General features: G+C 49.6%; 16 protein-coding genes and 2 tRNA genes. All 18 read left to right on the top strand.

Translation table 11 applies throughout. The features are described from left to right. Positions 1-28: 28 nt before the first annotated feature. The 18 genes from B5D49_RS05580 to B5D49_RS05480 all read left to right on the top strand — a co-directional run bounded on the left by B5D49_RS05580 (position 29) and on the right by B5D49_RS05480 (position 23,035). Positions 29-382, top strand: coding sequence for a NifB/NifX family molybdenum-iron cluster-binding protein (locus B5D49_RS05580; protein WP_078716679.1), 354 nt, complete (start codon positions 29-31; stop codon positions 380-382). 134 nt (positions 383-516) lie between these two features. Continuing rightward, positions 517-612 (top strand) — tRNA-Ser (locus B5D49_RS05575). Positions 613-700: 88 nt separating this feature from the next. After that, the gene (locus B5D49_RS05570; RefSeq protein WP_078716678.1) at positions 701-2,410 is read left to right on the top strand and encodes a site-specific integrase; all 1,710 of its coding nucleotides are present in this window, start codon (positions 701-703) and stop codon (positions 2,408-2,410) included. A 146-nt stretch (positions 2,411-2,556) separates the two neighbouring features. Next, positions 2,557-3,993, top strand: a complete 1,437-nt coding sequence (locus tag B5D49_RS05565) for a tyrosine-type recombinase/integrase (RefSeq protein WP_078716677.1) — start codon at positions 2,557-2,559, stop codon at positions 3,991-3,993. A gap of 179 nt (positions 3,994-4,172) precedes the next feature. Then, entirely contained in the window at positions 4,173-7,232 is a 3,060-nt protein-coding gene (locus tag B5D49_RS05560) for a BPTD_3080 family restriction endonuclease (protein ID WP_078716676.1), read from the top strand. Continuing rightward, positions 7,233-10,013: a site-specific DNA-methyltransferase gene (locus tag B5D49_RS05555; RefSeq protein WP_078716675.1), complete on the top strand. Its 2,781-nt coding sequence runs from the start codon at positions 7,233-7,235 to the stop codon at positions 10,011-10,013. Positions 10,014-10,016: 3 nt separating this feature from the next. Continuing rightward, positions 10,017-11,672, top strand: a complete 1,656-nt coding sequence (locus tag B5D49_RS05550) for an ATP-dependent nuclease (RefSeq protein WP_078716674.1) — start codon at positions 10,017-10,019, stop codon at positions 11,670-11,672. After that, on the top strand, positions 11,673-13,760 hold the full coding sequence (locus B5D49_RS05545; protein ID WP_078716673.1) for a 3'-5' exonuclease: 2,088 nt from the start codon (positions 11,673-11,675) through the stop codon (positions 13,758-13,760). Between the two features lie 6 nt (positions 13,761-13,766). After that, positions 13,767-14,129 (top strand): hypothetical protein, encoded by a 363-nt coding sequence (locus tag B5D49_RS05540; protein ID WP_078716672.1) that lies wholly within the window; start codon positions 13,767-13,769, stop codon positions 14,127-14,129. A gap of 1,145 nt (positions 14,130-15,274) precedes the next feature. After that, entirely contained in the window at positions 15,275-16,111 is an 837-nt protein-coding gene (locus tag B5D49_RS05525; RefSeq protein ID WP_078716670.1) for a BRO family protein, read from the top strand. After that, complete coding sequence (locus tag B5D49_RS05520) at positions 16,111-16,545, top strand: hypothetical protein (RefSeq protein ID WP_159447144.1); 435 nt, start codon at positions 16,111-16,113, stop codon at positions 16,543-16,545. The genes B5D49_RS05525 and B5D49_RS05520 overlap by 1 nt, the downstream gene beginning before the upstream one ends. Positions 16,546-17,401: 856 nt before the next feature. Further along, complete coding sequence (locus tag B5D49_RS05510; protein ID WP_078716667.1) at positions 17,402-18,436, top strand: AAA family ATPase; 1,035 nt, start codon at positions 17,402-17,404, stop codon at positions 18,434-18,436. Between the two features lie 327 nt (positions 18,437-18,763). Further along, on the top strand, positions 18,764-19,297 hold the full coding sequence (locus B5D49_RS05505) for a hypothetical protein (protein ID WP_144019189.1): 534 nt from the start codon (positions 18,764-18,766) through the stop codon (positions 19,295-19,297). 19 nt (positions 19,298-19,316) lie between these two features. Beyond that, positions 19,317-19,928, top strand: a complete 612-nt coding sequence (locus B5D49_RS05500; protein ID WP_078716665.1) for a hypothetical protein — start codon at positions 19,317-19,319, stop codon at positions 19,926-19,928. Between the two features lie 285 nt (positions 19,929-20,213). Continuing rightward, entirely contained in the window at positions 20,214-20,891 is a 678-nt protein-coding gene (locus B5D49_RS05495) for a recombinase family protein (RefSeq protein WP_078716664.1), read from the top strand. Positions 20,892-21,027: 136 nt separating this feature from the next. Beyond that, on the top strand, positions 21,028-21,456 hold the full coding sequence (locus tag B5D49_RS05490) for a hypothetical protein (RefSeq protein ID WP_078716663.1): 429 nt from the start codon (positions 21,028-21,030) through the stop codon (positions 21,454-21,456). Positions 21,457-21,793: 337 nt separating this feature from the next. Further along, positions 21,794-21,869 (top strand) — tRNA-Asn (locus B5D49_RS05485). 113 nt (positions 21,870-21,982) lie between these two features. Then, the gene (locus tag B5D49_RS05480; RefSeq protein ID WP_234990630.1) at positions 21,983-23,035 is read left to right on the top strand and encodes a potassium channel family protein; all 1,053 of its coding nucleotides are present in this window, start codon (positions 21,983-21,985) and stop codon (positions 23,033-23,035) included. The last annotated feature ends 36 nt before the right edge of the window (positions 23,036-23,071 follow it).

The raw sequence follows: 23,071 nt of genomic DNA, 5'->3' as shown, positions 1-23,071 counted from the left end.
ATTGTGGACCAAAAGAGGAGGACAACGAATGAAACTTGCCGTACCGACCCGAGAAGGCGTCGTGGATGAACATTTTGGACATTGTGATCACTACACGATCTACGAAATCGAAGGTGATTCCCTGGGCCAAGCGAGCCGTTTGGATTCTCCCCAAGGATGCGGCTGTAAGTCCAACATAGCCAGCGTACTTGCCGACATGGGTGTAACCGTAATGCTGGCCGGCAATATCGGCCAAGGTGCGGTAAACGTGCTTTCGCAAAACGGCATCCAGGTTATCCGCGGCTGCCGTGGCCCCGTTTTTGAACTTGCATCGGCATACCTTGCCGGAAAGGTTGAGGATCAGCCGATCTTGTGCGATCATCACAATTGCGGCAACCACTGAGCTGACATTTCACCGAGTCCCCCCTCTTCCTTGTTCCTCATCAATCTCGGAATCACCGCGAAAAATGGTTGCACCTTACGAAATGAATGATTATACATCCTGTTTCGTTGGTGACATAATCACCAACTCAATGCGGAGAGGTAGCGAAGTCCGGCCGTAACGCGCTCGACTCGAAATCGAGTTACGGGTTAATAGCCCGTACGTGGGTTCGAATCCCACCCTCTCCGCCAAGCATTTAAAAACATTGGACATTCTTCCAAAAAGCGCTCGTCAGAGCCGTGGGTACACAAAACGGGTACACACAAGGAGGATTGTCCAATGTCTTTTTCTGCCCCATCCTACCTCACCAGCCATCGAAATGGCCTCTATTTTCGACTTCGAATTCCAAGCGATTTGCGCCCGGTCATGGGCATGCAAGAATTCAAGAAGTCGCTCAAAACCAGATACTTGAGAGAAGCGCGGCCTAAGGTTATAAGACTGGTCACTACCTCGCATGCGATATTTGATGAATTTCGTAAAAGGAGGGATGATGTCATGTCTGGTAGATTGAGTCGTGAAACCATACGCCGCATCGCTCAGCAATGGCTCGATGAGGCGCTCGAAGAAGAACGTGAATACCGCCTCTCCCGTTCATGGGAGTTAGACGAGCTGGACAAGCGCAATGAACAGCTCACAATCCTTGCCACAGACGCCCAAGAAGCTCTTGAATGTAGCAACCTCAAGAAGGTTGAAGGTAGAGCCTCAGCGCTACTGGATCGTGAAGAAATAGATATTGAAAAGGACTCCAAAGAATACCGTGAATTCTGCGCTGCCCTGCTTGAAGTCGAAGCAAGATTTCTGAATGCAGCTCGTAAAACAGGCTTTGTAGGAATCCTCCAAGGGCAAGAGCAGTCTCAAATCATGCAACCGACTGCTCCAACGCCTCCACCATCCCCAACAATCCTCGAAGCAATCGACAAGTACATCGAATTCAAGACGGAAGGTCCCAATCCGTGGGGTGCTGCAAGTCGCAAGGATATACCGCCACAATTGAAGCAATTCGCTGAGCTGGTCAAAATGGGTAATGCCCAATTGACCATGAGTGAATTGTCACGCGACCACATGAAAGGCTACTGGAAAAAGATCCAGAAACTGCCTGGAGCAAGGATTAAACGGTACAAGGATAAAACTCTGCATGAATTGCTACGGATGAGTATCCCAGAAAAGGATCTTTACAAGCCGAAGTCTCTCGAAACACGCTTCACTGCCATACGCTCATTCCTTAACTGGTGTGAGCTTGAAGGATTCATCGACAAGGCCAAACCTCTGAACAAGGTTCTCGAAGTCCCTGGAGGCAAGGCTGCAGCAAAATCCCAACGCAGGGCTTTCAACGAAGATGAGCTGAAACGACTTTTCAGCCCCGACACATACAAACGCCGTAATCTCCGAAAGGACTGGCAGTACTGGCTTCCTCTTCTCGGCCTTTTTACTGGCGCTCGTTTAGAAGAGCTCTGCCAGCTCTCAATGGCTGATATTCGTGAGGAGTCCGGTGTCTGGATCTTGGACATAAACGATCAAGGCAGGGATAAGCACGTAAAGACGGAAGCAGGTAAACGCCTGGTTCCGATCCATCCATATCTTGCCCATGATCTTGGATTCTTGGCTTTTGTCGACTCGAAACGAAGAAGAACAACCAAACGTCTTTTCAACGATCTACCGCCAGACGTGAAAGGCAAGTATTCCCATGCGGCGTCAAAATGGTTCACTCGATTCAGGCGCAAGCAGAATGTTGGAGCTCAGGAAGGCGTAAGCGATGTCACCTTCCACTCTTTCCGGCATACCTTCATTACCAGGGCAAAGCTACTTGATCTGGCAAGGTACAAAGTCAAAGAGGTCGTCGGGCATGAGCAAGGCGAGTTTGACGATGTAACGGCAGGATATGAAGGGAACTACCCCGTTGATACGCTACTGAATGAAGTCGTCGCCAAGATCGATTTCCATGAAATGCTCGATCTAGAGCATCTGCATAATCCATGTTGGATAGATTAACGCATCCATTCTTGGCATCAATTTCGTTTATTGCTTAAAGATTTTGCAACTGTAACTCGTTCAAAATACAACCACGAATGGATATGATAACATGCTTTAAAAAAAGAATATTTTTGTGATACTATACTCCAAATCAGGAGAGTATCATGACAAAAAAACTTCCACTAGGAATCAGAAAATGGGGCAAAGGCTACCAATATAGAATAATGGTCAATGGGAAGCGGGTTAATTGCACATGTGCGACCTTGGAAGATGCGATTTCTTCAAGGGAATTCACACGCGAAATACTCCAAAAAAATGAAGTTGATGATCGAAAAGAATGTTCTAAAAATCAACACGCTAAAATCCTAATGGATCCCCAATTTATAAGACTGGTCGAGCGTGAACAAAAAAATCTAACACGACTTGATGAGGGGGCACTCCCCAAAGGCATACGAATAAAAAACGGAAAATTCCAAGCAAACATTAATATCGATCAACATCGCCACTGGGCGACGTTTGCTGACCTAATAGATGCAATCAAATGGCGCTTTAAGGTCATCTGCGATTCATTCGGCCAGCCAGAGTTAGATTTGAACCTTTCGCATATTAAAAATAAGAAACACACCAGAATATCGGGTAAGATTAAGAAAACAACAAAATGGACGCTTCAAGAAGCCTACGAGTATACACTCAAATATCATTGGTCGGGCAATCGAAGTCTCGGCCATGTTATTCGCAATTCGCAATACGCATTGGATTTCTTTGGTAGAGAAACAGAGCTCTCAGACATTACAGAGCCTCATATTGAAGAGTTCAAGTTTCACCTCAAGGAGCGTTTCAACAATGCTCCTTCGACAGTCAATCGCAAGCTGGCTACACTTTCAAAAATATTGAACACCTCATTATCTATCGGGAAAATCCAAAGAAAACCTGCAATTAGAAAATTCAGGGAGCGACCCAATAGAGTTCGATTTCTATCTCCAGAAGAGGAGCAGTCCTTCATCCAGGCTTTTGAGATAATGAAACGCTCAGACCATAAAGACGCTTTTTGCATCCTGCTAGACACAGGGATGCGCCCTTCTGAATTATGGAATCTTGAAGTCAGAGATGTTGATTTATCCAATAAAATTGTAACGATTTGGTTGAACAAGACAGATCACCCAAGATCGATACCCATGACCATGAGAGTCAAGTCCATCTTTCACAAACGGATAAAGGAGATAACAGGACTTTCAGGCTACCAACCAGCTTGTAGGGAGCTACTTTTCCCCTACACCGACAACACTTGGTTCCACCAAACTTGGAATAAAGCGAAAAAGCTTATTGGCCTTGAAAACGAAAAAGAACTTATTCCATACACGCTTCGTCACACATGTTGTTCTCGATTAATACAAAGCAAAACATCTTTGGTTCACGTAAAAGAATGGATGGGGCACAAATGTATCGCAACAACTCTCAGGTATGCTCACCTTGGTCCGGACGACTTGCATGAACTTGCAAGAACCTTAGAATCTTATCACAACTACAGCCAAACTGTGGTGGTGACGACAAAAGCCAATAGCCCCATAGACACACCTAACAATATAACTAAAATTTATTGATCTTGACGACACTATAAATTTTAAGCAATCGATATAGGGGACAATTACCACTTTCGTACCTATTCCAAAAAACAGGTTATCTTATTGACCTTAATCTCTAATATTTATAAGTTCCTTGTGTTTTAATACACTGAAGACAACCCTTTTTTCTGCCATCTGAACACAAGGGAACAATAAATATGTCCAATCCGTTTTTTGAGCACCCTATTCTCAACTCTCCCTACGACTATCCGAACAAACACTGGGAGCTGGACGAGAGCGGTCAGCCCACGCAGCAGGTCAAGCCTTGCAGGCGACCGGCTGAATTCGTTACCCCTATCCCCAAGCCCAAAAAACGGAAGAAATCCAAGCAACAACAGGCAGAACTTCTCCTTGATGAAGGCAAGGGGCTGTCTACCACTGACCAGAAGTACGACATCACCTCGGTCATCAACGAGGTCCGACGGCACGTAGACTCCTGGAGGGCATTGCCAAGCGTCAACCAATGGCAGGTCACTCCGGAGACGGCTCGACTCCTCCAGCACTGGCGACATCACAACTTCAGCGGCATCCGCCCCTTCTTCTGCCAAGTAGAGGCCGTGGAGACCGCCATATGGCTCACCGAGGTGGCACCGCACACCCCCGATGGGAAAAAGATACTCAAGCATCTCACCAACGCCAATAAGGACGCCAACCCGGAACTCATGCGGCTCGCCTTGAAGTTGGCGACCGGAGCAGGAAAGACGACGGTCATGGCCATGATCATCGCGTGGCAGACTATCAACGCCGTCCGCCACCCTGGCAGCAAGAAATTCACGAGGGGCTTTCTCATCGTGGCCCCCGGTATCACCATCAAGGACCGACTCCGCGTCCTCCAGCCCAGCGATCCTGACAGCTACTACCAGAGCAGGGAGTTGATCCCCTCTGATATGATGGGAGAGTTGGAACGGGCCAAGATCGTCATCACCAACTACCATGCCTTCAAGCTTCGTGAGAGGCTCGATATCTCCAAGGGCGGACGATCTCTTCTGCAGGGTCGTGGAGACCCTCTGAATACCCTCGAGACTGAAGGCCAAATGATCCAGCGGGTTATGCCCAGCCTCATGGGGCTCAAGAACATCATGGCCATCAACGATGAGGCGCATCACTGCTACCGCGAAAAGCCCGAGGAGGAGTCCGAGGAGGACATCACCAAGGAAGACAAGCAGGAAGCAGCACAGAACAAGGAGGCGGCCCGCCTGTGGATTTCCGGTCTCGAGGCGGTGAAGCGCAAACTCGGAATCACCAGGGTCATCGACCTTTCTGCAACACCTTTTTTCCTCAAGGGTTCTGGGTATGCCGAAGGCACCCTCTTCCCCTGGACCATGAGCGACTTTTCTCTCATGGATGCCATCGAGTGTGGCATCGTGAAGCTTCCGCGAGTCCCGGTGTCCGACGACATTCCTGGAAACGAAATGCCGATGTTCCGGAACCTATGGGAACACATCCGAAAGGACATGCCCAAAAAGGGCAGAGGCAAGGCAAAAGGTCTTGACCCACTCAGCATCCCGACCAAGCTGAAAACCGCACTCGAGTCCCTCTATGGCCACTACGAGAAGACCTACAACCTCTGGCAGGAAGAAGGGATCGATGTTCCTCCCTGCTTCATAGTGGTCTGCAACAACACAGCGACTTCGAAGCTCGTCTACGACTATATCTCGGGCTTTTTCAGAGAAAACGATGACGGCTCCACGGAACTTGAAAATGGTCGCCTCGCACTGTTCCGTAACTTCGATGAACACGGCAACCCTATCGCAAGACCTCGTACCCTGCTGATCGACAGCGAGCAGCTTGAGTCTGGCGATGCCCTTGATAACAACTTTAGAAAGATGGCGGCTGACGAGATCGAGCGTTATCGCCGAGAAATCATCGAGCGGACAGGAGATCGCCAGCAGGCCGAAAATCTCACCGACGCCGATCTCCTCCGTGAGGTCATGAACACGGTCGGCAAGGCCGGTCGGCTTGGTGAGTCCATTCGTTGCGTGGTCTCAGTGTCCATGCTGACCGAGGGATGGGATGCGAACACAGTCACTCACGTCTTGGGTGTCCGAGCCTTCGGCACCCAGCTCCTCTGCGAACAGGTCATCGGTCGAGCCCTTCGCCGTCAGTCCTACGATGTCAACGAGGAAGGTCTCTTCAACGTCGAGTACGCCGATGTTCTGGGCATTCCCTTCGACTTCACAGCCAAGCCAGTTCCCACGAGCCCGATCAAGCCTCGCATCACCGTCCACGTCAAGGCCATGCGGCCCGAGCGGGATCATCTCGAGATCGAGTTCCCCCGTGTGGCCGGTTACCGAGTGGAACTGCCGGACGAACGTCTGACCGCCGAGTTCAACGATGACTCAGTGCTTGAGCTGACACCCGAGACTGTCGGGCCAACTAGCACTCAAAATCAAGGCATTATCGGCGAAGGCGTGGACCTAAATCTCGTCCACACCGGAGACCTCAGGCGCTCCACGCTCCTGTTCCACCTGACGCAGCGGTTGCTCTACACCAAGTGGCGTGACCCGAATGAGGAGCCGAAGCTGCACCTCTTTGGGCAGCTCAAACGCATCACCAAACAGTGGCTGGATAGCTGCCTAAACTGCAGGAGCGGCACCTACCCAGCACAGCTCATGTATCAGGAACTGGCTGATCTAGCTTGCGAACGGATCACGGCGGGCATCACTCGTGCCCACCAGGACAAACGGGACATCAAGGCCGTTCTCGACCCCTACAACCCTACGGGTTCGACACGCCATGTGAGCTTCAACACTTCGAAAATGCTCCGATGGGAGACCTCTTCCGAGCTTTGCCATGTGAACTGGGCGATCCTCGACAGCGACTGGGAAGGCGAGTTTTGCCGTGTGCTGGAGGGGCACCCCAAGGTCAAGGCATACGTCAAGAACCATAACCTCGGTTTCGAAGTCCCCTACCGCTATGGCTCCGAGACCAAGCGCTATATCCCAGACTTCATCGTCAAGGTCGATGACGGACACCAAGACCTGCTCAACCTCGTGGTGGAGATCAAAGGCTACCGGCCTGAGAACGCCAAGGACAAGAAAGCTACCATGGAAACCCTCTGGGTGCCGGGCGTGAACAACCTGGGCAGCTATGGCCGCTGGGACTTCGCCGAACTGCGAGAGGTCTACAAGCTCGAGTCCGACTTCGATGAGAAGATCAAATCCGAATTCAACACCATGATTGAACAAGCCCTTCAGAGCGACGAAGGAGAAGCATAAATGGCCAAGAAGAAAGCCCCCAAATCTGTTGAGACCATCACGCACGGCGAGGCCAGCCGCAAGAATATCCCCACGGCAGAATACCAGTCCATCATGACGGACACGGACAAGGCTCCGGTTCGGGTTGAGTATGAACGCCGGAACCGAGACCTTGATCCTCAGCTCGTCTGGCGAGGCAAGGACGAGCAGGACTGGTCCGACCTCGTGGTCAACGCTCCTCCGCTCTACATCCAGGAGAAGGTCCACCCCAAGGTGCTGATCGACGACCTTCGTCGACAGTCTGAGGAGTCAACCACGGATCAGTATGAAAACAGCATGTTCGAGTTCCTCGAACGATTCAACGGCCTGCCCAGCGAAGAAGCCAAGACCGAGTTCTACCAGCATGATGCCAACTGGTCGAACCGAATGATCTTGGGGGACTCGCTGCAGGTTATGGCGAGTCTTGCCGAACGAGAGGGTCTTAGGGGGAAAGTCCAGTGTATCTACTTTGATCCACCGTATGGCATTAAATTTAATAGTAATTTCCAGTGGTCAACTACTAGTAGAGATGTAAAAGATGGAAAATTTGACCACATCACTCGTGAACCTGAGCAAGTGAAAGCCTTCCGTGATACTTGGAGAGACGGAATACATAGTTATCTCACATATCTTCGTGACAGACTAACTGTTGCAAGAGAACTCCTATCTGTGTCTGGATCAGTGTTTATTCAAATCGGAGATGAAAACGTTCATCGAGTACGGGCGTTAGCTGAAGAAGTATTCGGTGATGACAACTTTGTATCACAAATAAATGTTGTCAAAACATCTGGGCTTTCTGCTGCTGACAGGATGAATTCATCCGTTGACTATATTCTTTGGTTTGCAAAAGACAAAAGCAGGATCAAATACAGACAACTACTGATTGAAAAAGACATAAGCTCAAAATCCGGGGCAATGTATCGATATATCAGGGACGAGTTTGGGATGCCTAAAAGAATCTCTGGTTCTGAACAACCTGACCCGCAACTTGCCTATCGCCTCGACAATATTACAAAACCAGGTCCGGGCAGTAAGTACACAATCCTTTTTCAAGGAAATAAGTACACCCCTGGTGCTCGATGGTGGGGGACTACTGAACTCGGGATGAGTCGTGTCATAAAAGCCAACCGTCTAGCATCTAGTGGGAAGACTGTTTCTTTCTTCAGGTCTTGGCAGGATTATGTTGTTCAACCCTTAAACAATCTATGGGCGGACACAGCAACCGGCGGCTTTTTGGAACAAAAAATATATGTGGTCCAAACAACAGAAAAAATAGTCCAACGCTGCATCCTCAGTGCCTCTGATCCTGGTGACCTCGTCCTTGATCCAACCTGTGGTTCAGGAACATCGGCCTATGTCGCTGAACAGTGGGGCCGTCGCTGGATCACCATCGACACCTCTCGTGTTGCCCTTGCCCTTGCCCGTTCCCGGATCATGGGTGCTCGCTACCCCTACTACCTCCTCTCGGACAGCAAGGAAGGCCAGATCAAAGAGTCAGAGTTAAGCAGGACTCCTCCCTCTTCAACCCCAACCTATGAGGACATCCGGCACGGGTTTGTCTACGAACGGGTGCCTCACATCACTCTGAAGGCCATCGCCAATAACGTCGAGATCGACGTCATCTGGGATGAATTCCAGAAGCGCCTCGAACCTCTCCGCGAAGAACTGAACAAAGCCCTTGGTGAATCTTGGGAAGAATGGGAGATTCCGCGAGAGCCCGATGACTCCTGGTCACAATATTCAAAAGAAACTCACCGAAAATGGTGGGGACTTCGCATAGCCAGACAGAAGGAAATCGACGCCTCCATCGCTGCCAAGGCCGATTTCGAGTATCTCTACGACAAGCCCTACGAGGACAACAAGAAAGTCCGCGTGGCTGGCCCCTTCACCGTAGAAAGCCTCTCCCCGCACCGGGTTCTGGGCGTGGACGAGAATGACGAGCTGATCAAACCCAAGATCAATCCTGTCGTTGACGGACTTGGAGAACAGGACTTCAACCAGATGATCCTGGAGACCTTGAAGACCTCCGGCGTCCAGCAGGCGCACAAGGAGGACAAGATCAACTTCACCTCCCTGGTGCCCTGGCCTGGAGCACTGGTCAGCGCCGAAGGGAAGTTCTTTGAGGGCGGAGACGACAAGGGTACTGAGCGTAGAGCAGCTATCTTCATCGGTCCTGAATTCGGCACGGTATCCCGTCCAGACCTCGTCGAGGCCGCTCGTGAGGCCGCGGACGCCGGGTTCGATGTCCTCATCGCCTGCGCCTTCAACTTCGACGCCCACTCGACCGAATTCAACAAGCTTGGACGCATCCCAGTGCTCAAAGCCCGCATGAACGCGGACCTGCACATGGCGGACGACCTAAAAAACACCGGCAAGGGCAACCTCTTCGTTATTTTCGGCGAACCCGACATCGACATTCTGGATGCCGACGACGACCAGATCATGGTCAAGGTCAAAGGCGTGGACGTGTTCCACCCCAACACCGGAGAAGTCCGAAGCGATGGCCCTGACGGCATCGCCTGCTGGTTCATCGACACAGACTACAACGAGGAGAGCTTCTTCGTTCGCCATGCCTACTTCCTGGGTGCGAACGATCCCTACAAGGCCCTCAAAACGACCCTCAAGGCCGAGATCGACGAGGAGGCCTGGGAGACCCTGAACAGCGACACCTCCCGCCCCTTCGACAAGCCCCAAAATGGTCGCATCGCGGTCAAGGTCATCAACCACCTCGGCGACGAGGTCATGAAAGTGTTTCGGGTGTAGCCGATGGAATTAACCAAGATTGAAGTAAATGATTTCAAGTGCGTAAGCCATGTTGAGCTTGACCTTGCTCCCGTCAACATTCTCGTCGGGACCAATGCTTGCGGCAAGTCCTCGATAGTTCAGGCTGTCCATCTTGCGACTTGTGCGATGCGCCAAGCACAACGTGTTGACGAGAATAACACTTCAACTGTCGGCATCGAGGAATTGGATTACCTGCCTACAGATAATTACAAGACCCTTGGGCACAATTCCCTTTGGGGAAACAAGGCAGGAACACCTTCCTCCAGAGTTTCTTTTTCTTTTAAAGATGACGCTGGCGATACACATCAAGCACGTTGCACAATACGGTCAGCACGTAACGCGGGCTTGTCGGTAAAAGGCTCCGTTCCCATGGAGCTGACGCTTAAACTTAGAAAGAAAAAAAGCTTCTTTTCCGCATACATACCCGGCATATCTGGCATTCCAAACAAAGAGGAGAAACGCTCTAAAAAAGTGGTCTTGAAAGCTTGCTCCTTCGGCGATGCTAACGTCATACTCCGAAACGTCCTCCTCCTGCTTAAAGAGAAATCACAAGACAATATTCGACAGATAGAAACCTGGATAGAAAACATTATCGGCCCTGTCTCAATTGATGTTCGCCATGATGAGGAAAAAGACCTTTTCATTTCATGCGATGTAATAGTCAACGGCGACACTCGGCCAATAGAACTGCTTGGAACTGGGTATATTCAACTTATACAAATTTTCTCGTACGTCCTTCTTTTTTCTCCAGGTGTTCTTCTTGTGGACGAACCTGATATTCATCTCCATCCAACCATTCAAGAGCGAACGGTTCAGGTTCTTGGTGAAGTTGCAGAGCAGCAGAATATCAAGATCATCTTGACAACACATTCTCCATTTATCGTTCGAGGAGCCCCACTTAACGCGAAAGTTATTTGGATCAACGGAGGAAGAGTCGAGTCTGAAAACCGCTCTGCGGTTGAACTGGCACTTGGTTGGGGAGCGTTTGGGAAAAAGATTATCATCGCTTCAGAGGACAAGGAACTGAAATGGCTTCGAAAAGTCATAGCCCAGTGGCCTGAGATTGAGAGGGCGGTTACTCTACTACCTGGGCGAGGTTATCAAAACGTTCCAAATCCAGATGAAGCCGCAGAACTGTCGGCTTCGCTTGGAAACAAATTCAAAATACTCATCCACAGAGACAGGGACTCCTTAACGGATGACGAGGTAGCATCGATTCAACGAAGTTACCATGACAAAGGTGCTACCTGTTGGTTCACCGATCTTTCCGATTTGGAAGCCTACTTTTGTTCTCCTGAAATAATCCAAGAAATCGTTGGATGTTCCCTCCCAGAAGCCGAGCAGCACATTGATACAATCCTGGTGAGACAAGCTCAACCAATTCAAGAACAATTTCAGAGTCAAAGACGGGCTCACAATAAGGAACTTTACGCGGAGGGAGGGAGTCCGGAGAATGCAGCAGTTTGGGCTGGGTTCCAAGGTAGAGCACTTAATGGAGCCAAAGGAAAATTCGTTTTTAAGCAACTAGTCAACTCGGTCGGAAATGGTTTTTCAGAAGCAAGGGTCATCCCGACAGGTTTCCGTACGACAGTTGCTCAAAGCCTGAAAGATACTCTTGAAGAACTACTGAGGGCGTAGATGGAATTCAGAATCTCAGACACCTTCACGGACAGCCTCTCGCGACTGACCGGCGACGAGCAAAAGGCCGTGAAGACCACGGCGTTCGACCTCCAGCTCGACCCGGCCTCACCCGGCATGAGCTTTCACAAGCTTACCCGCGCTAAGGACAAGAACTTCTGGTCCATACGGGTAAGCAGCGACATCAGGCTCATCGTCCACAAAACCAAGTCCAGCCTGCTTCTCTGCTACGTGGATCACCATGATGCCGCCTACCGCTGGGCCGAAACGAGGAAACTCGAACGACATCCGAAGACCGGCGCGGCTCAGTTCGTCGAGATCAGGGAAACAGTGGTCGAAGTCCCGACCATGGTGCATGTGGTCGAGGAAATCTCCCTGGCAGAAAAACCTCCCTTTTTCGCTTCGATCTCAGAAGAAGACCTTCTCGGCTACGGTGTGCCGGAAGAATGGCTTGAAGACGTCCTCAAAGCCACTGAGGACACGATTCTGGACCTTGCAGAGCATCTCCCAGGGGAAGCTGCAGAAGCACTCCTCGTACTGGCCACAGGAGGCACTCCGAAGGTCGCTCCTGTAATCACCGAGGACGAAGACCCCTTCGAGCATCCCGACGCACTGCGCCGTTTCCGTGTCATGTCCAACGTCGAGGAACTCAAACGTGCTCTGGACTACCCTTGGGAAAAATGGACCGTCTTCCTGCACCCCTCACAGCGTGAGGTCGTCGAGAGGGATTACAACGGCCCTGCCAGGGTCTCAGGCTCGGCAGGCACCGGCAAAACCATCGTTGCTCTTCACCGTGCCGTCCATCTGGCCAGGAAAGACCCAGATTCCCGAGTGCTTCTCACCACCTTCTCGGATGTGCTGGCCAAGGCCTTGCAGATCAAACTGAAGAGGCTTGTCAGTAACGAGCCAAAGATCGGTGAACGGCTTGAGGTACACTCGATCAATACCCTGGGACTCAGGCTTCACGAGCGCCTGCTCTCTCCTCCGAAAATCGCACCTGACGAGATCATTTCACAGTTCATCCGCGAAGCCTCTGCAGACTTGGACGGACCCCGTTTTCACCAACGTTTTCTGATGTCGGAGTGGACCGATGTGGTGGATGCATGGCAGCTCCGGACATGGGAGGATTACCGGGATGTCCTTCGTCTGGGACGAAAGACCCGCCTCCCTGAGAAGCAACGCAGCCAACTCTGGGAGGTTTTCAGCCAGGTCCGGGAAAGGCTTTCTCAGGAAGGTCTGATGACCCTTGCGGACCTGTTCTCTGCGCTGGCGGAAAAGGTTTCGACCCTTGCCCATCCTATTTACGACTACGCCATCGTTGACGAGGCGCAGGATGTCAGCATTCCTCAACTTCGCTTCCTGGCAGCCCTCGCGGCCAACAGGCAAAACGGGTTGTTCTTTGCCGGTGACCTTGGGCAGCGGATATTCCAGACGCCCTTCTCGTGGACTTCGCTCGGAGTTGAAATCCGTGGGCGCTGTCAGACTCTTCGCGTCAACTACAGGACTTCGCATCAGATTCGCACCCAGGCAGATCGCCTTCTGGGACCGACCGTTGCTGATGTTGATGGCAACGTGGATGACCGGCGTGGTACGACTTCGGTGTTCAATGGCCCGGCCCCTGTCATCAAGTCCTTCGACAGCGAAGCGGATGAGGTCGAGGCCGTCTCAGCTTGGCTCCAAGAGCGATATGACGAGGGTATCGTGCCGAACGAGATCGGTGTCTTCGTCCGCTCCGACGAACAGCTCTCACGTGCCGAGGCGGCCATCAGCCAGACGGGAATACCCTACCGAGTGCTTGACGAGCGGCTTGACGTGTCTCCTGAGCATGCTTCTCTCTGCACCATGCATCTGGCCAAGGGGCTGGAGTTCAGGGTTGTCGTTGTCATGGCCTGCGATGATGAGGTCATTCCCCTGCAAGAGCGGATCGAGTCCATATCCGACAACGCCGATCTTGAAGAGGTGTACAACACGGAAAGACACCTGCTGTACGTTGCTTGCACAAGGGCTCGAGACCACTTACTCGTCACGAGCACTGATCCATGCTCGGAGTTTCTGGATGATCTGCTGGATGCTCTGCCAGTAAGGTAGGAAAACATGACATCGATTCCAAAATCAGAAATAGAACGTATTAAAATAATTGGAGCAAATGAGTCTTGCTCCAACGAAGAGCTTTCTCATTTCTTGCCTAACTATCCACTTCTTAAGGGAAACGAGACTCTTTTTAGGATTAGTCTGGCTAACGCCAAAAAATACATAGACCGTGACGTAGCCTTGCTTGTCAAAGGTCTACATTTCATCGAAGAAGAATACAAAAAGGCAAGCTCTAACGATTTTGGCTTTGGTTCACCAAGTCCTACCTACAAAATCATCAAGGCACTGCAGTCAAAAGACCCTGAGCTTGCCCATGAACTAGAAGGATGGGTCGCCAGTGCTGGTGGCAACTATTACATTTCATGATCAAACTGACTAAATTTCCGGACAAAGCCGCGTGCGCGTGTGCGCCCGTGTAGAACCCTAAAAAATGTAGAAAATGGTGTGACGAGTAGTCGAAAAACCCAACACCATAAACAAGATGATCCGACAAGGATCAACCCGCTTTTCATGACTTGATATACATGTCGATTTCGTCATCCTCATCATTCTCAGCTTCCCAAAGCTCGACCTGGTAATCTAGTGGAGATTTGAAATCGATTTCTTCAACCTCATATTTTTCTTAAGGTTTTAGCTCTGGGATCAACTGTCTAAGACCGTACTCTTTAGCCCATGAAAGAGTATCCTCCCATCTTGACTTCTTCTCAATATCAGAAGACCCCGCCCAGCCACCAAATATCAAAGCCTTCGGAGGCGGAGGTACATCTAGTTACTATCTTTTGATCTCTCTTTGGATTCATTTGCTGATTTCGGTCCAAACCATCGGGTTCGGGCTCACCAATTCTCTCTTGATACTTGACCATTTCGAACACAATAAAATTACATATTATTGATTCCGAGCTCAATCGCACGCAGATAAACCATGCGCATGGAATGACTTGAAACATGCTGAGGTTCATAAAAAAGCTCGCCCAATTGCCGTGGTAATACATGCCCTAGGCTCGTTTTGTTATGTGTGGAAGCGCTTCACTGTGTACGAAGAAATCGCAAGTGTTTTGGTTAGAAGCCAGAGAGAGAAGCATAATACCAGCTTGTTCGATTTTGGTATTCTCATAAAGATATTATCTTCACGAATTCCACGGTGATCCTGTGGCGTGACCTGGAGGCACAACCATACGTGCTTCCGAAGTATCCTGCCCTGAATCCCTACGAGGTTGACGTGTGGCAAGCCGCCCACGTTCACGACGAGTTTCAGATGATCTCTCGGGAGCATCTGGCTCACGAGGTTGGCGACATCGCAGTTAATGCGATCCGTCAGGCTGGCGAGTCGTTCAACTTTCGGTGTCCTCTGGACGGCGAGTACAAGATCGGAGCGAACTGGGCAGAAACCCACTGATAACAGCGAGTTGCAATTAAGTTGCACTACGTAAGCATACGAGAGGGACAGGTCATTAGGTTGGCCTGTCCTTTTCTCGTTTCTGAAAACATTTGAAACTCAAAGGAGAAAAGAAATGAGTAACAACAAATTTGACAAAATGACCCCGGCACAGTTCACCAATGAACTCTTTGGAATCATCCGTGTTCTTAAAGGTGACGATGGTGAAATCTGGTTCATCGCCAAGGACGTTGCAACAGCGTTGGGTTATAGCAATCCGCCCAAGGCCGTCGGCGATCACTGCCGACGGGCAGAGAAGATGACTATAACGAAACGTGATGGTCAAAGAGGTGGGGCGCAGTTCCTCACCATTATTCCCGAAGCAGACGTTTACCGTCTCATCATTCGCTCTAAGCTGCCGACTGCCGAGCAGTTCGAGGAGTGGGTGTTCGAGGAAGTCCTCCCTTCGATCCGCAAGCATGGAGCCTACATGACTCCCGAGGTCATCGAACAGGTTCTCTTGAATCCTGACACGGTGATCCATCTGGCGAAGAACCTCAAGCTGGAGCAGGAACGAAACCGCGCTCTGGAGTCCGAGAACAAATACCTTACTCCCAAGGCCATCTTCAACGATCTCCAGACTGACAACGGGAAGCGTTACCTCTTCAACGACGCCTACAAGGGCTTCGAGGTTTCCTCCACTGATCTGCGTATGACGCTGCTCAAACGTGGTGTCTTCCGCAAGGACATCTTCCCGAACCCTTCCATGAAGGACGGCGTACAGACTCGCTATGTCCCTCGTGAGCAGTTCATAGAAGAAGGTTACTTCATGTGGCGTACATTCAAGAAAGGTGGCGTGAACCGTGCGGCATACTACATCACTCCGAAGGGTATGTGGCTGATCTGCCAGCTGCTTCTCTCCGAAGGATTGATCGAAGAAGAACCTGCATGGCTCGTCGAGGAGGCAGCGTAATGCTGGACCGAGTAGTCATCATCGACGGTGACATCCTCGCCTACCAGATCGCTGCCCGAGAAGAGAAAGCAACCCACTGGGGCGACGGCTTCTGGACCCTTCACGTCGAGCAAGGGCCAGCCGAAGTCGCCCTGGAGGAGCGCGTCCTCAATCTCCAGGATGCTGTCGAAGCAGACAAGGTAATCATCGCCCTGTCCGACGACGACCATAACTTCCGCAAGGACATCTACCCGAACTACAAGTCCAACCGCAAAGGTAAGCGGAAGCCCATGATCCTGCCTGTCTTGAAGGAGTTCCTGGTGGAAACCTTCGATACCTTCCGGCGTCCGACGCTGGAGGGTGACGACGTGCAGGGAATCCTGGCGACATCCAAGGTGATCGTGAAGGCGAAGGAGCGGATCATCGCTTCGCTGGATAAGGATATGAAGAATTAATTAATAAGCAAAAAAACAGCAGGATGAGATTAAGGCCCACTTAATAAGCAGTAGGACATCATATCGTTTATGTGGTCACTTCTTTGAAGCAAGACTCTAGTCAGACCGCTTTTTCAATTTTTAAATATTTCATCCTTTTAAAATTACCCCCCACTTAGAAGATAAGATAGGCTCCAGATTTAAGTTGCACTACGTAGCCAATGACGAGGGGTTAGGAAAATAACCATGTCAGGTCATTCGTTAGATTTCATTTTATTCACAAAAGAAGATTCAATAAAATTCATTTAAATCAGCATGTTCAGATTGGGGCCCACTACGAAGTAGAGAACGCATTTCATCCTGATGCCCTGCAAAGACAACCTCTGTTGGCTGCGAATCAATCTACACTTTTTCCGAAAAAGAAATAATTTCAGATCATTGGAATTAACCCTCACCTAAAAGAGAAGAACACTTCCGGTGACACCTGAGCTCGACTGTCTGCACACCAGTCAGATCCATGCTCAGTTCACATACATTCCTTTTGGTCAGGCGGGATAGCCATAGCGCGTCCCGCCTTTTCCTATGCACGGCCAAATTCGGCCACAAACAAACGGAGGACTCACATGCGAGTTCATACAAAAACCTCTTTCAGGTTCGGCAAGTGGCTGAAAGCCTGCTCAAACGGGCTTTCCATGAAGAAACGATCCAAGACACTACAAAGATGGCTTCAGCAGTTTAGGACCCTTTGTAGCGACTTTCATGAAGAAACCAAGATAACACTCCACGACTGGAAGCAGGATCTTGGACAGAAAGGCAGGAAAGCGCTTCGGGTCTCCTGGGCATTCCTCATCCCCAAACGTACAGCTTGGAGGGCAGCATGAATAGCAAGCTGAGAGCCCCTTCACTGGACACGTTGTTGAAGACAGAGTTCCCGCCACGAGAGCACTTGCTCAAACCGTGGCTTCGAGACGGAGAAAGCGCCATGATCTACGCCCCTCCTGGTGTCGGCAAGTCCATGCTGACACTGACGTTGGCTTTGGTCATCGCTGGAGGTGGTGAGTTCATGGGCTGGAAAGCCATCAAGCCACGCCGGGTATTATTCGTAGACGGAGAAATGCACATTCAGGACATCATCGAGCGAGCCAAGATCCTTCTGCCAGGATTAAATCTCGATGAGGAACTGACTGGCCAAAACATCACCGTTCTTGCCCGGCAGTATCAAAGACCAGACGCTGACTTCCCAGACCTTGCGTTGGAGGAAGGACGTGAGTTGATGCTTGATCTTGCAACGATGGATGAAAAGACAAACCCATATCACATTGGGAACTATGACCTTGTGATCCTCGACAACCTATCGACCTTGGCATCAATCAAGGATGAGAACGACGCAGGAGACTTCAACGAGGTTCTTCAGTTCCTGATGAAGCTCAAGCAGGCAAAGGTGGCTTGTATACTCGTCCATCATTCGAACAAGAACGCAAACAACTACCGTGGATCTTCGAAGCTTGCCACGACCTTCGAGGTTATCCTCGGGCTCAAGGCGGTTGAGTCGATCCAATCGAATGGGACGTCTTTCAGACTGTGCTGGGACAAATTCCGGTGTCCGAGAGACGAAACAATTCAAGAACGGGAAGTGTGGCTGGAACCCAACGAAGACTTGGGCGCTCTTTGGAACTCACGACAGTCAAAGGACGACCAGATCCAGACCATCATCAATATGCTCAAGACATTAGAGTATCCGACTCAGGATGCACTCTGTGAAGCATTACCGTTCGAATGCAGCAAGTCGAAGATGTCCAAGCTGAAGAGCCAAGCCATTGCCAATGGCTTCATCAGCAAGAAAGAATGGAGTGAATTGCTGTCTATGGCTGCAGAGAGTCAGAAGCAGGTAGACGAGGAGGAAGACTATTAGTTGCGACTCAGCGAGTAAGAGTAACTCGCTGACCGCACCTATCTTCCCCACCTTCATTCAGTTTCCAGTTTCTTTACCCTTATAGACCGGAAACTGGAAACTACTCATTCCTTGTCCCTTACCCATCCCATCAACGCCTGGTTGGCTAGGCACAAACTACAAGGAGGTCGCATGTCGACACCCTCATGGCTGCGTCTTGCTCAATGCAAATCTGCAAGGCGCACTTGCGACGTCCCCGGCTGTTTCAGAACTGTACAGAAGTGGGGACGCTATTGTGATGCACACGATGACCGTTGTCAGCGTACGGGCGATCCCAGAGGCCACACAGTGACCAAAGGTGAACTCGCTCCATATCTGTCCTCGGTTTACCGTTTCCTTGATGAGAACGGAGACCACCCGGCAATTATGGGAGCGTATGACGTACTGGATCGTCTGCTCCAATCTGCTAAGCCTCGACGTGTCTGGTCTGGCAGCAAGTCACCCTGGGAACGCACGAACAACTGGCTAGTTCACCTTCGGGAAAGCCATGTCGAGCCGAAGGACATGATGGCAACCCTTGTCGCCATGTTCCTTTACCAGGAGCTGTCTCCAGAGGCATTCAGGAGCGACAAGCACTTCAGGCATCAAATGGTGGTCAGGCTGTTACGTCTAGCACCAATACGACGAGATCCATTCACACACCGCAGAAAGGATCGCATCACGGTAGGCGTTCGGGATTTTCTTTCCGAGCGCCTCTGTCATTCTAAGCTCGGCGCACTGGCGCTGAGGATCGCTAAACATATCGCGCAGGATGAAAACCAGAAGAACGACTTTCTGCGCTGCGATATCGACGGATACCACGTCCCGTTTAACCACAACTAAAAACACAAGGAGATATTCCATGATTAAGCTGTTCGAATCCACCTCTGAAAATCACGAAGTAAACACCTACGAAGAGTTGATTGCTGCATTCGACGCTACCACGGCAAGCATTGAAGAAGATTATGAGTCCTTCCCCAAAAGGGCTAAAACAATCACAGGGATCGACTCTAATCGAGCAGATGATCACCTGAAAGCACCTGGTAATGCAGGAGTATATGCAAGGGAATTCATAGCAGCCTATCTGAGAGGAGTCGCTAAAAAGATCATTGTCAGAGACTGTATCCAATACACTCTGGACAATGTTTTTGATGGCATCAGTAAACCAATTGAATTTGAGACTCATGTTGAAGCTGCGAGAGTTCTTGTCGCCTTGTCGTTTATCAACGACTACGGTTCGATGTTGTATGAAGCAGCATTTCTTGGATTCATTGAGCATGCACCTAGAGACGTCATGGAGAATGTGTCGAAGGGATTCATAAGGTTCTCTGAAGCCTGCAAAGCTCAGGCGTCACAAGACGAAATAGAGTATCCGCTTGATGATGCTCTTATGGAAATGGGTATGGACCCAGCCAGTCTAGTCGAAATGCTTCTCAAGATCCAAGTCGAAACGGAGTTGAAAGCTGCTGTCTAACATTTAATAACATCAGAGGGGCGAGGGCCGTTGCGTCCTCCCCCCTCGTTTTCTATCCCCAGCATATTTTGCCACAAAAATCTGAGCGCCTTTACGATATATCAATATACGCGTTTCCCCCCATACCCCGCCTTCGCTTCTATACGTTCCCGAGACATCTCAACCAGCTGCTTTTCCCGATGATCCCTCTTATCAATCTTTACTTCTAGCCACTTGACAAGCTGCATTATTTTTCGTTTATCAAATTGCCAAACGAACGTTATGCAGATTGAAAAGGAGTAAGTCGTGGAAGGCAAGTTCGTATCGTACCTGCGTGTCAGCACAGAAAGACAAGGGAGAAGTGGTCTTGGCATTGAAGCCCAGCGTAAGGCTGTTGAAGACTATTTGAATGGTGGTCAATGGGAACTTCTTGAAGAGTACGTCGAAGTTGAAAGCGGAAAGAATGATGACCGTCCTGAACTGAAGCAAGCCCTTGAGCATTGTGATTTGACTGGAGCTACACTCCTCATCGCAAAGCTCGACCGCCTGTCTCGTGACGCATACTTTTTGCTCGGTCTTCAACGTTCTGGCGTCCGCTTTGTATGTGCCGATATGCCTGAAGCCAACGAGCTTACAGTAGGTATTATGGCTTTAATGGCACAGGAAGAGCGCAAGCGGATCTCTGAGCGAACAAAGGCTGCTCTGGCTGCTGCAAAAGCCCGAGGTGTTAAGCTAGGTAATCCGAAGGGAGCTGAACACCTCCGAGGTATTGGAAATGATCCTGCTGTCAAAAAGATCAAGGCCAATGCTAATCATCGTGCGGAACGGCTTCGTGGTCAGATTACCAAGCTTCTCAAACAAGGAATCACCAGTGCCAATGGGATTGCGACTGAGCTGAATCGAAACAGCATCAGAACACCTCGTGGAGGCCAATGGTATGCGGCTAGTGTGCAACGATTGATGAAGCGTTTGGAGTTAACTTAAACAGCATTTCCGCTTTTTTTCACGCGTCTATCCAAGGACGACCCGTGCTTGACTGAAGCATTCCTGTAGAGATATCAGGCGATTAATATTAAACACCACTAAAAATGGGCGCAGAAAAAACTGTAAAAGGAATATTATGTACGGATTTAAGGAGTTGCTAGAGGCAAAAGCTACAAAAGCTGGATTTATTTTTTGTACTTTAGTTGTCGTGGCCAGCTGTATAATATTGTTTACCGCTCTTGGCCAAGGCAGAGAAATAAACATCGGCCCAGTAACTTTTGGTAAAATCGTTGCAACTAAAAAGGAAATGACCGCAGAAGATGAGTTGATCCAAGAAGTCAAGAGCACAAGACTCTACTTCGAGAAACAAAGAGATATTCTTCAAAATGAGCTCATTCAGTCCAGAAAGGATAAAGTGCATGGTCCACAAGGTTTTTCAGAACAAGTAGAATTAAGTGTCAACATTACTAACTACAAAAATGAAATCGAAAAAATTGAGACCGAATATTTTGAAAAATTATCAAAATTCATTGAACAGCTAAAAAGAATGAGTAGCCCCCAATAACACCATTCTGCAAATTGGATAAATTTCTCATAACATTGTCTACTTGACCAAGTCATCACAGACCGGGTACACAAACTGAGAGTATATGCTCACGAATTAAACGAAGAATGTCATATATAATCAGGCGTTTAAGCGAGTAGTAAAAACATACTCCCACCCTCTCCGCCATATTTCAAAGGGTTACGACACATGACGTAACCCTTTTTTGATGTCCTCGAACAAGCACAATATGCAATTTCATATGCGATCCTTTCGAAAAAGGAGTCCTATTCGGCGTAACTTTCCGGCAACGCCACAACCCGCTGCCCCACTCCTCGGACTTGATGGTGCATACCGCTCCACGGTAGCTTGATAGACAGAGCGGGCGACTGTTAATCACTAGGTTCGCGGTTCAAGTCCGTGCTGGGGAGCCAATGAAATCAAAGGCTGACAGGGTTATCTAACCATATCAGCCTTTTTTCTGGATATATCTTCGATACTGTGCAACCATCGTTGTACACAGAAAAAAAATATTCGGAGATAGTGAGTGCCATCGAAACGTTGCAACATTCGATTTACTGTTCTGGCTTTAGGGTGCTATTTCGCTGTAGTACTCCTCCTTTTTCTTACGGAGTCATCTTCTGATTCGGCAAATATCAATTCTTTTTCAGATGCCCTCTGGTATTCTGTCGTTACTCTCACAACCGTGGGGTATGGTGACTATTACCCGGTAACGCCCTTGGGACGCATTGCCGGGTTATTTCTTATCCTTGGCAGCCTTGGAGTGCTGAGCTTATTGATCGGCACATTGACAGAAAACATTATCACTCTGCGGGAGAGTCGACGTATGGGGTATGGCGGTACGAAATTTTCCCAACATGTCATCATTGTAGGATGGGACCGATTTGCCGAAAAAGTTACGGCCCAACTCGTCACCGCACACAACAAAGTGTGCATCATCACTGAGCACAAAGAAAACGTCGAGCTGATTTATGAACAGTTCCCCAAAGAGTGGGTCTTTGTTCTCTTTGCCGATCTACACAATCAAGAGGTTCTGGACAAAGTAAATATTGCCGGGGCAAAAGTCTTATTCCCAAATCTCAAGGATGATGCACGCAACCTGGTCTACGTAATCAACCTGCGAAAAAAACATCCAACACTCCAAATCGTTATGACGTTGGACAATTACGACCTGCAGCAAACTTTTGAAAATGCTGGCGTCAATTATACCATTTCCAAAAGCGACGTTTCGTCCAAAATGTTGGCGAGCTATATCTTTGAACCTGATGTTGCCAGATTCAATGAGGATCTACTTGCGTCCGCTTCTGGACAGGATGATTTCGACGTCCAGCAATATCGCATTTTGCCGAAATGTTGTTTTGCCGGTAAATCGTTTGGGGATGTTTTCCAGTCGCTTCGCGACGAATGCAACGCCATAGCGATCGGACTCAGCAAGAAACAGGAAGGTGGGCGGGTTCTTCACAAATTGCCAAGTAACGGTATGCTTGTAGAGCCGGATGACTTTGTCGTACTCATCACCTCAGGTAAGGTGGTAACAGATCTGGAGCGGCTTTTCGGCACTTCGGAAGGAGTTTTCTGAACTCGTCGTTTTTGGGAACGCCGGAACGACCACGGC

The organism is Paucidesulfovibrio gracilis DSM 16080 (assembly GCF_900167125.1).
In the GTDB taxonomy this organism is placed as follows: Bacteria; Desulfobacterota; Desulfovibrionia; order Desulfovibrionales; family Desulfovibrionaceae; genus Paucidesulfovibrio; species Paucidesulfovibrio gracilis.
Note: the sequence above shows the minus strand (reverse complement) of the source record. Positions and strands in the feature narration are given on the sequence as shown.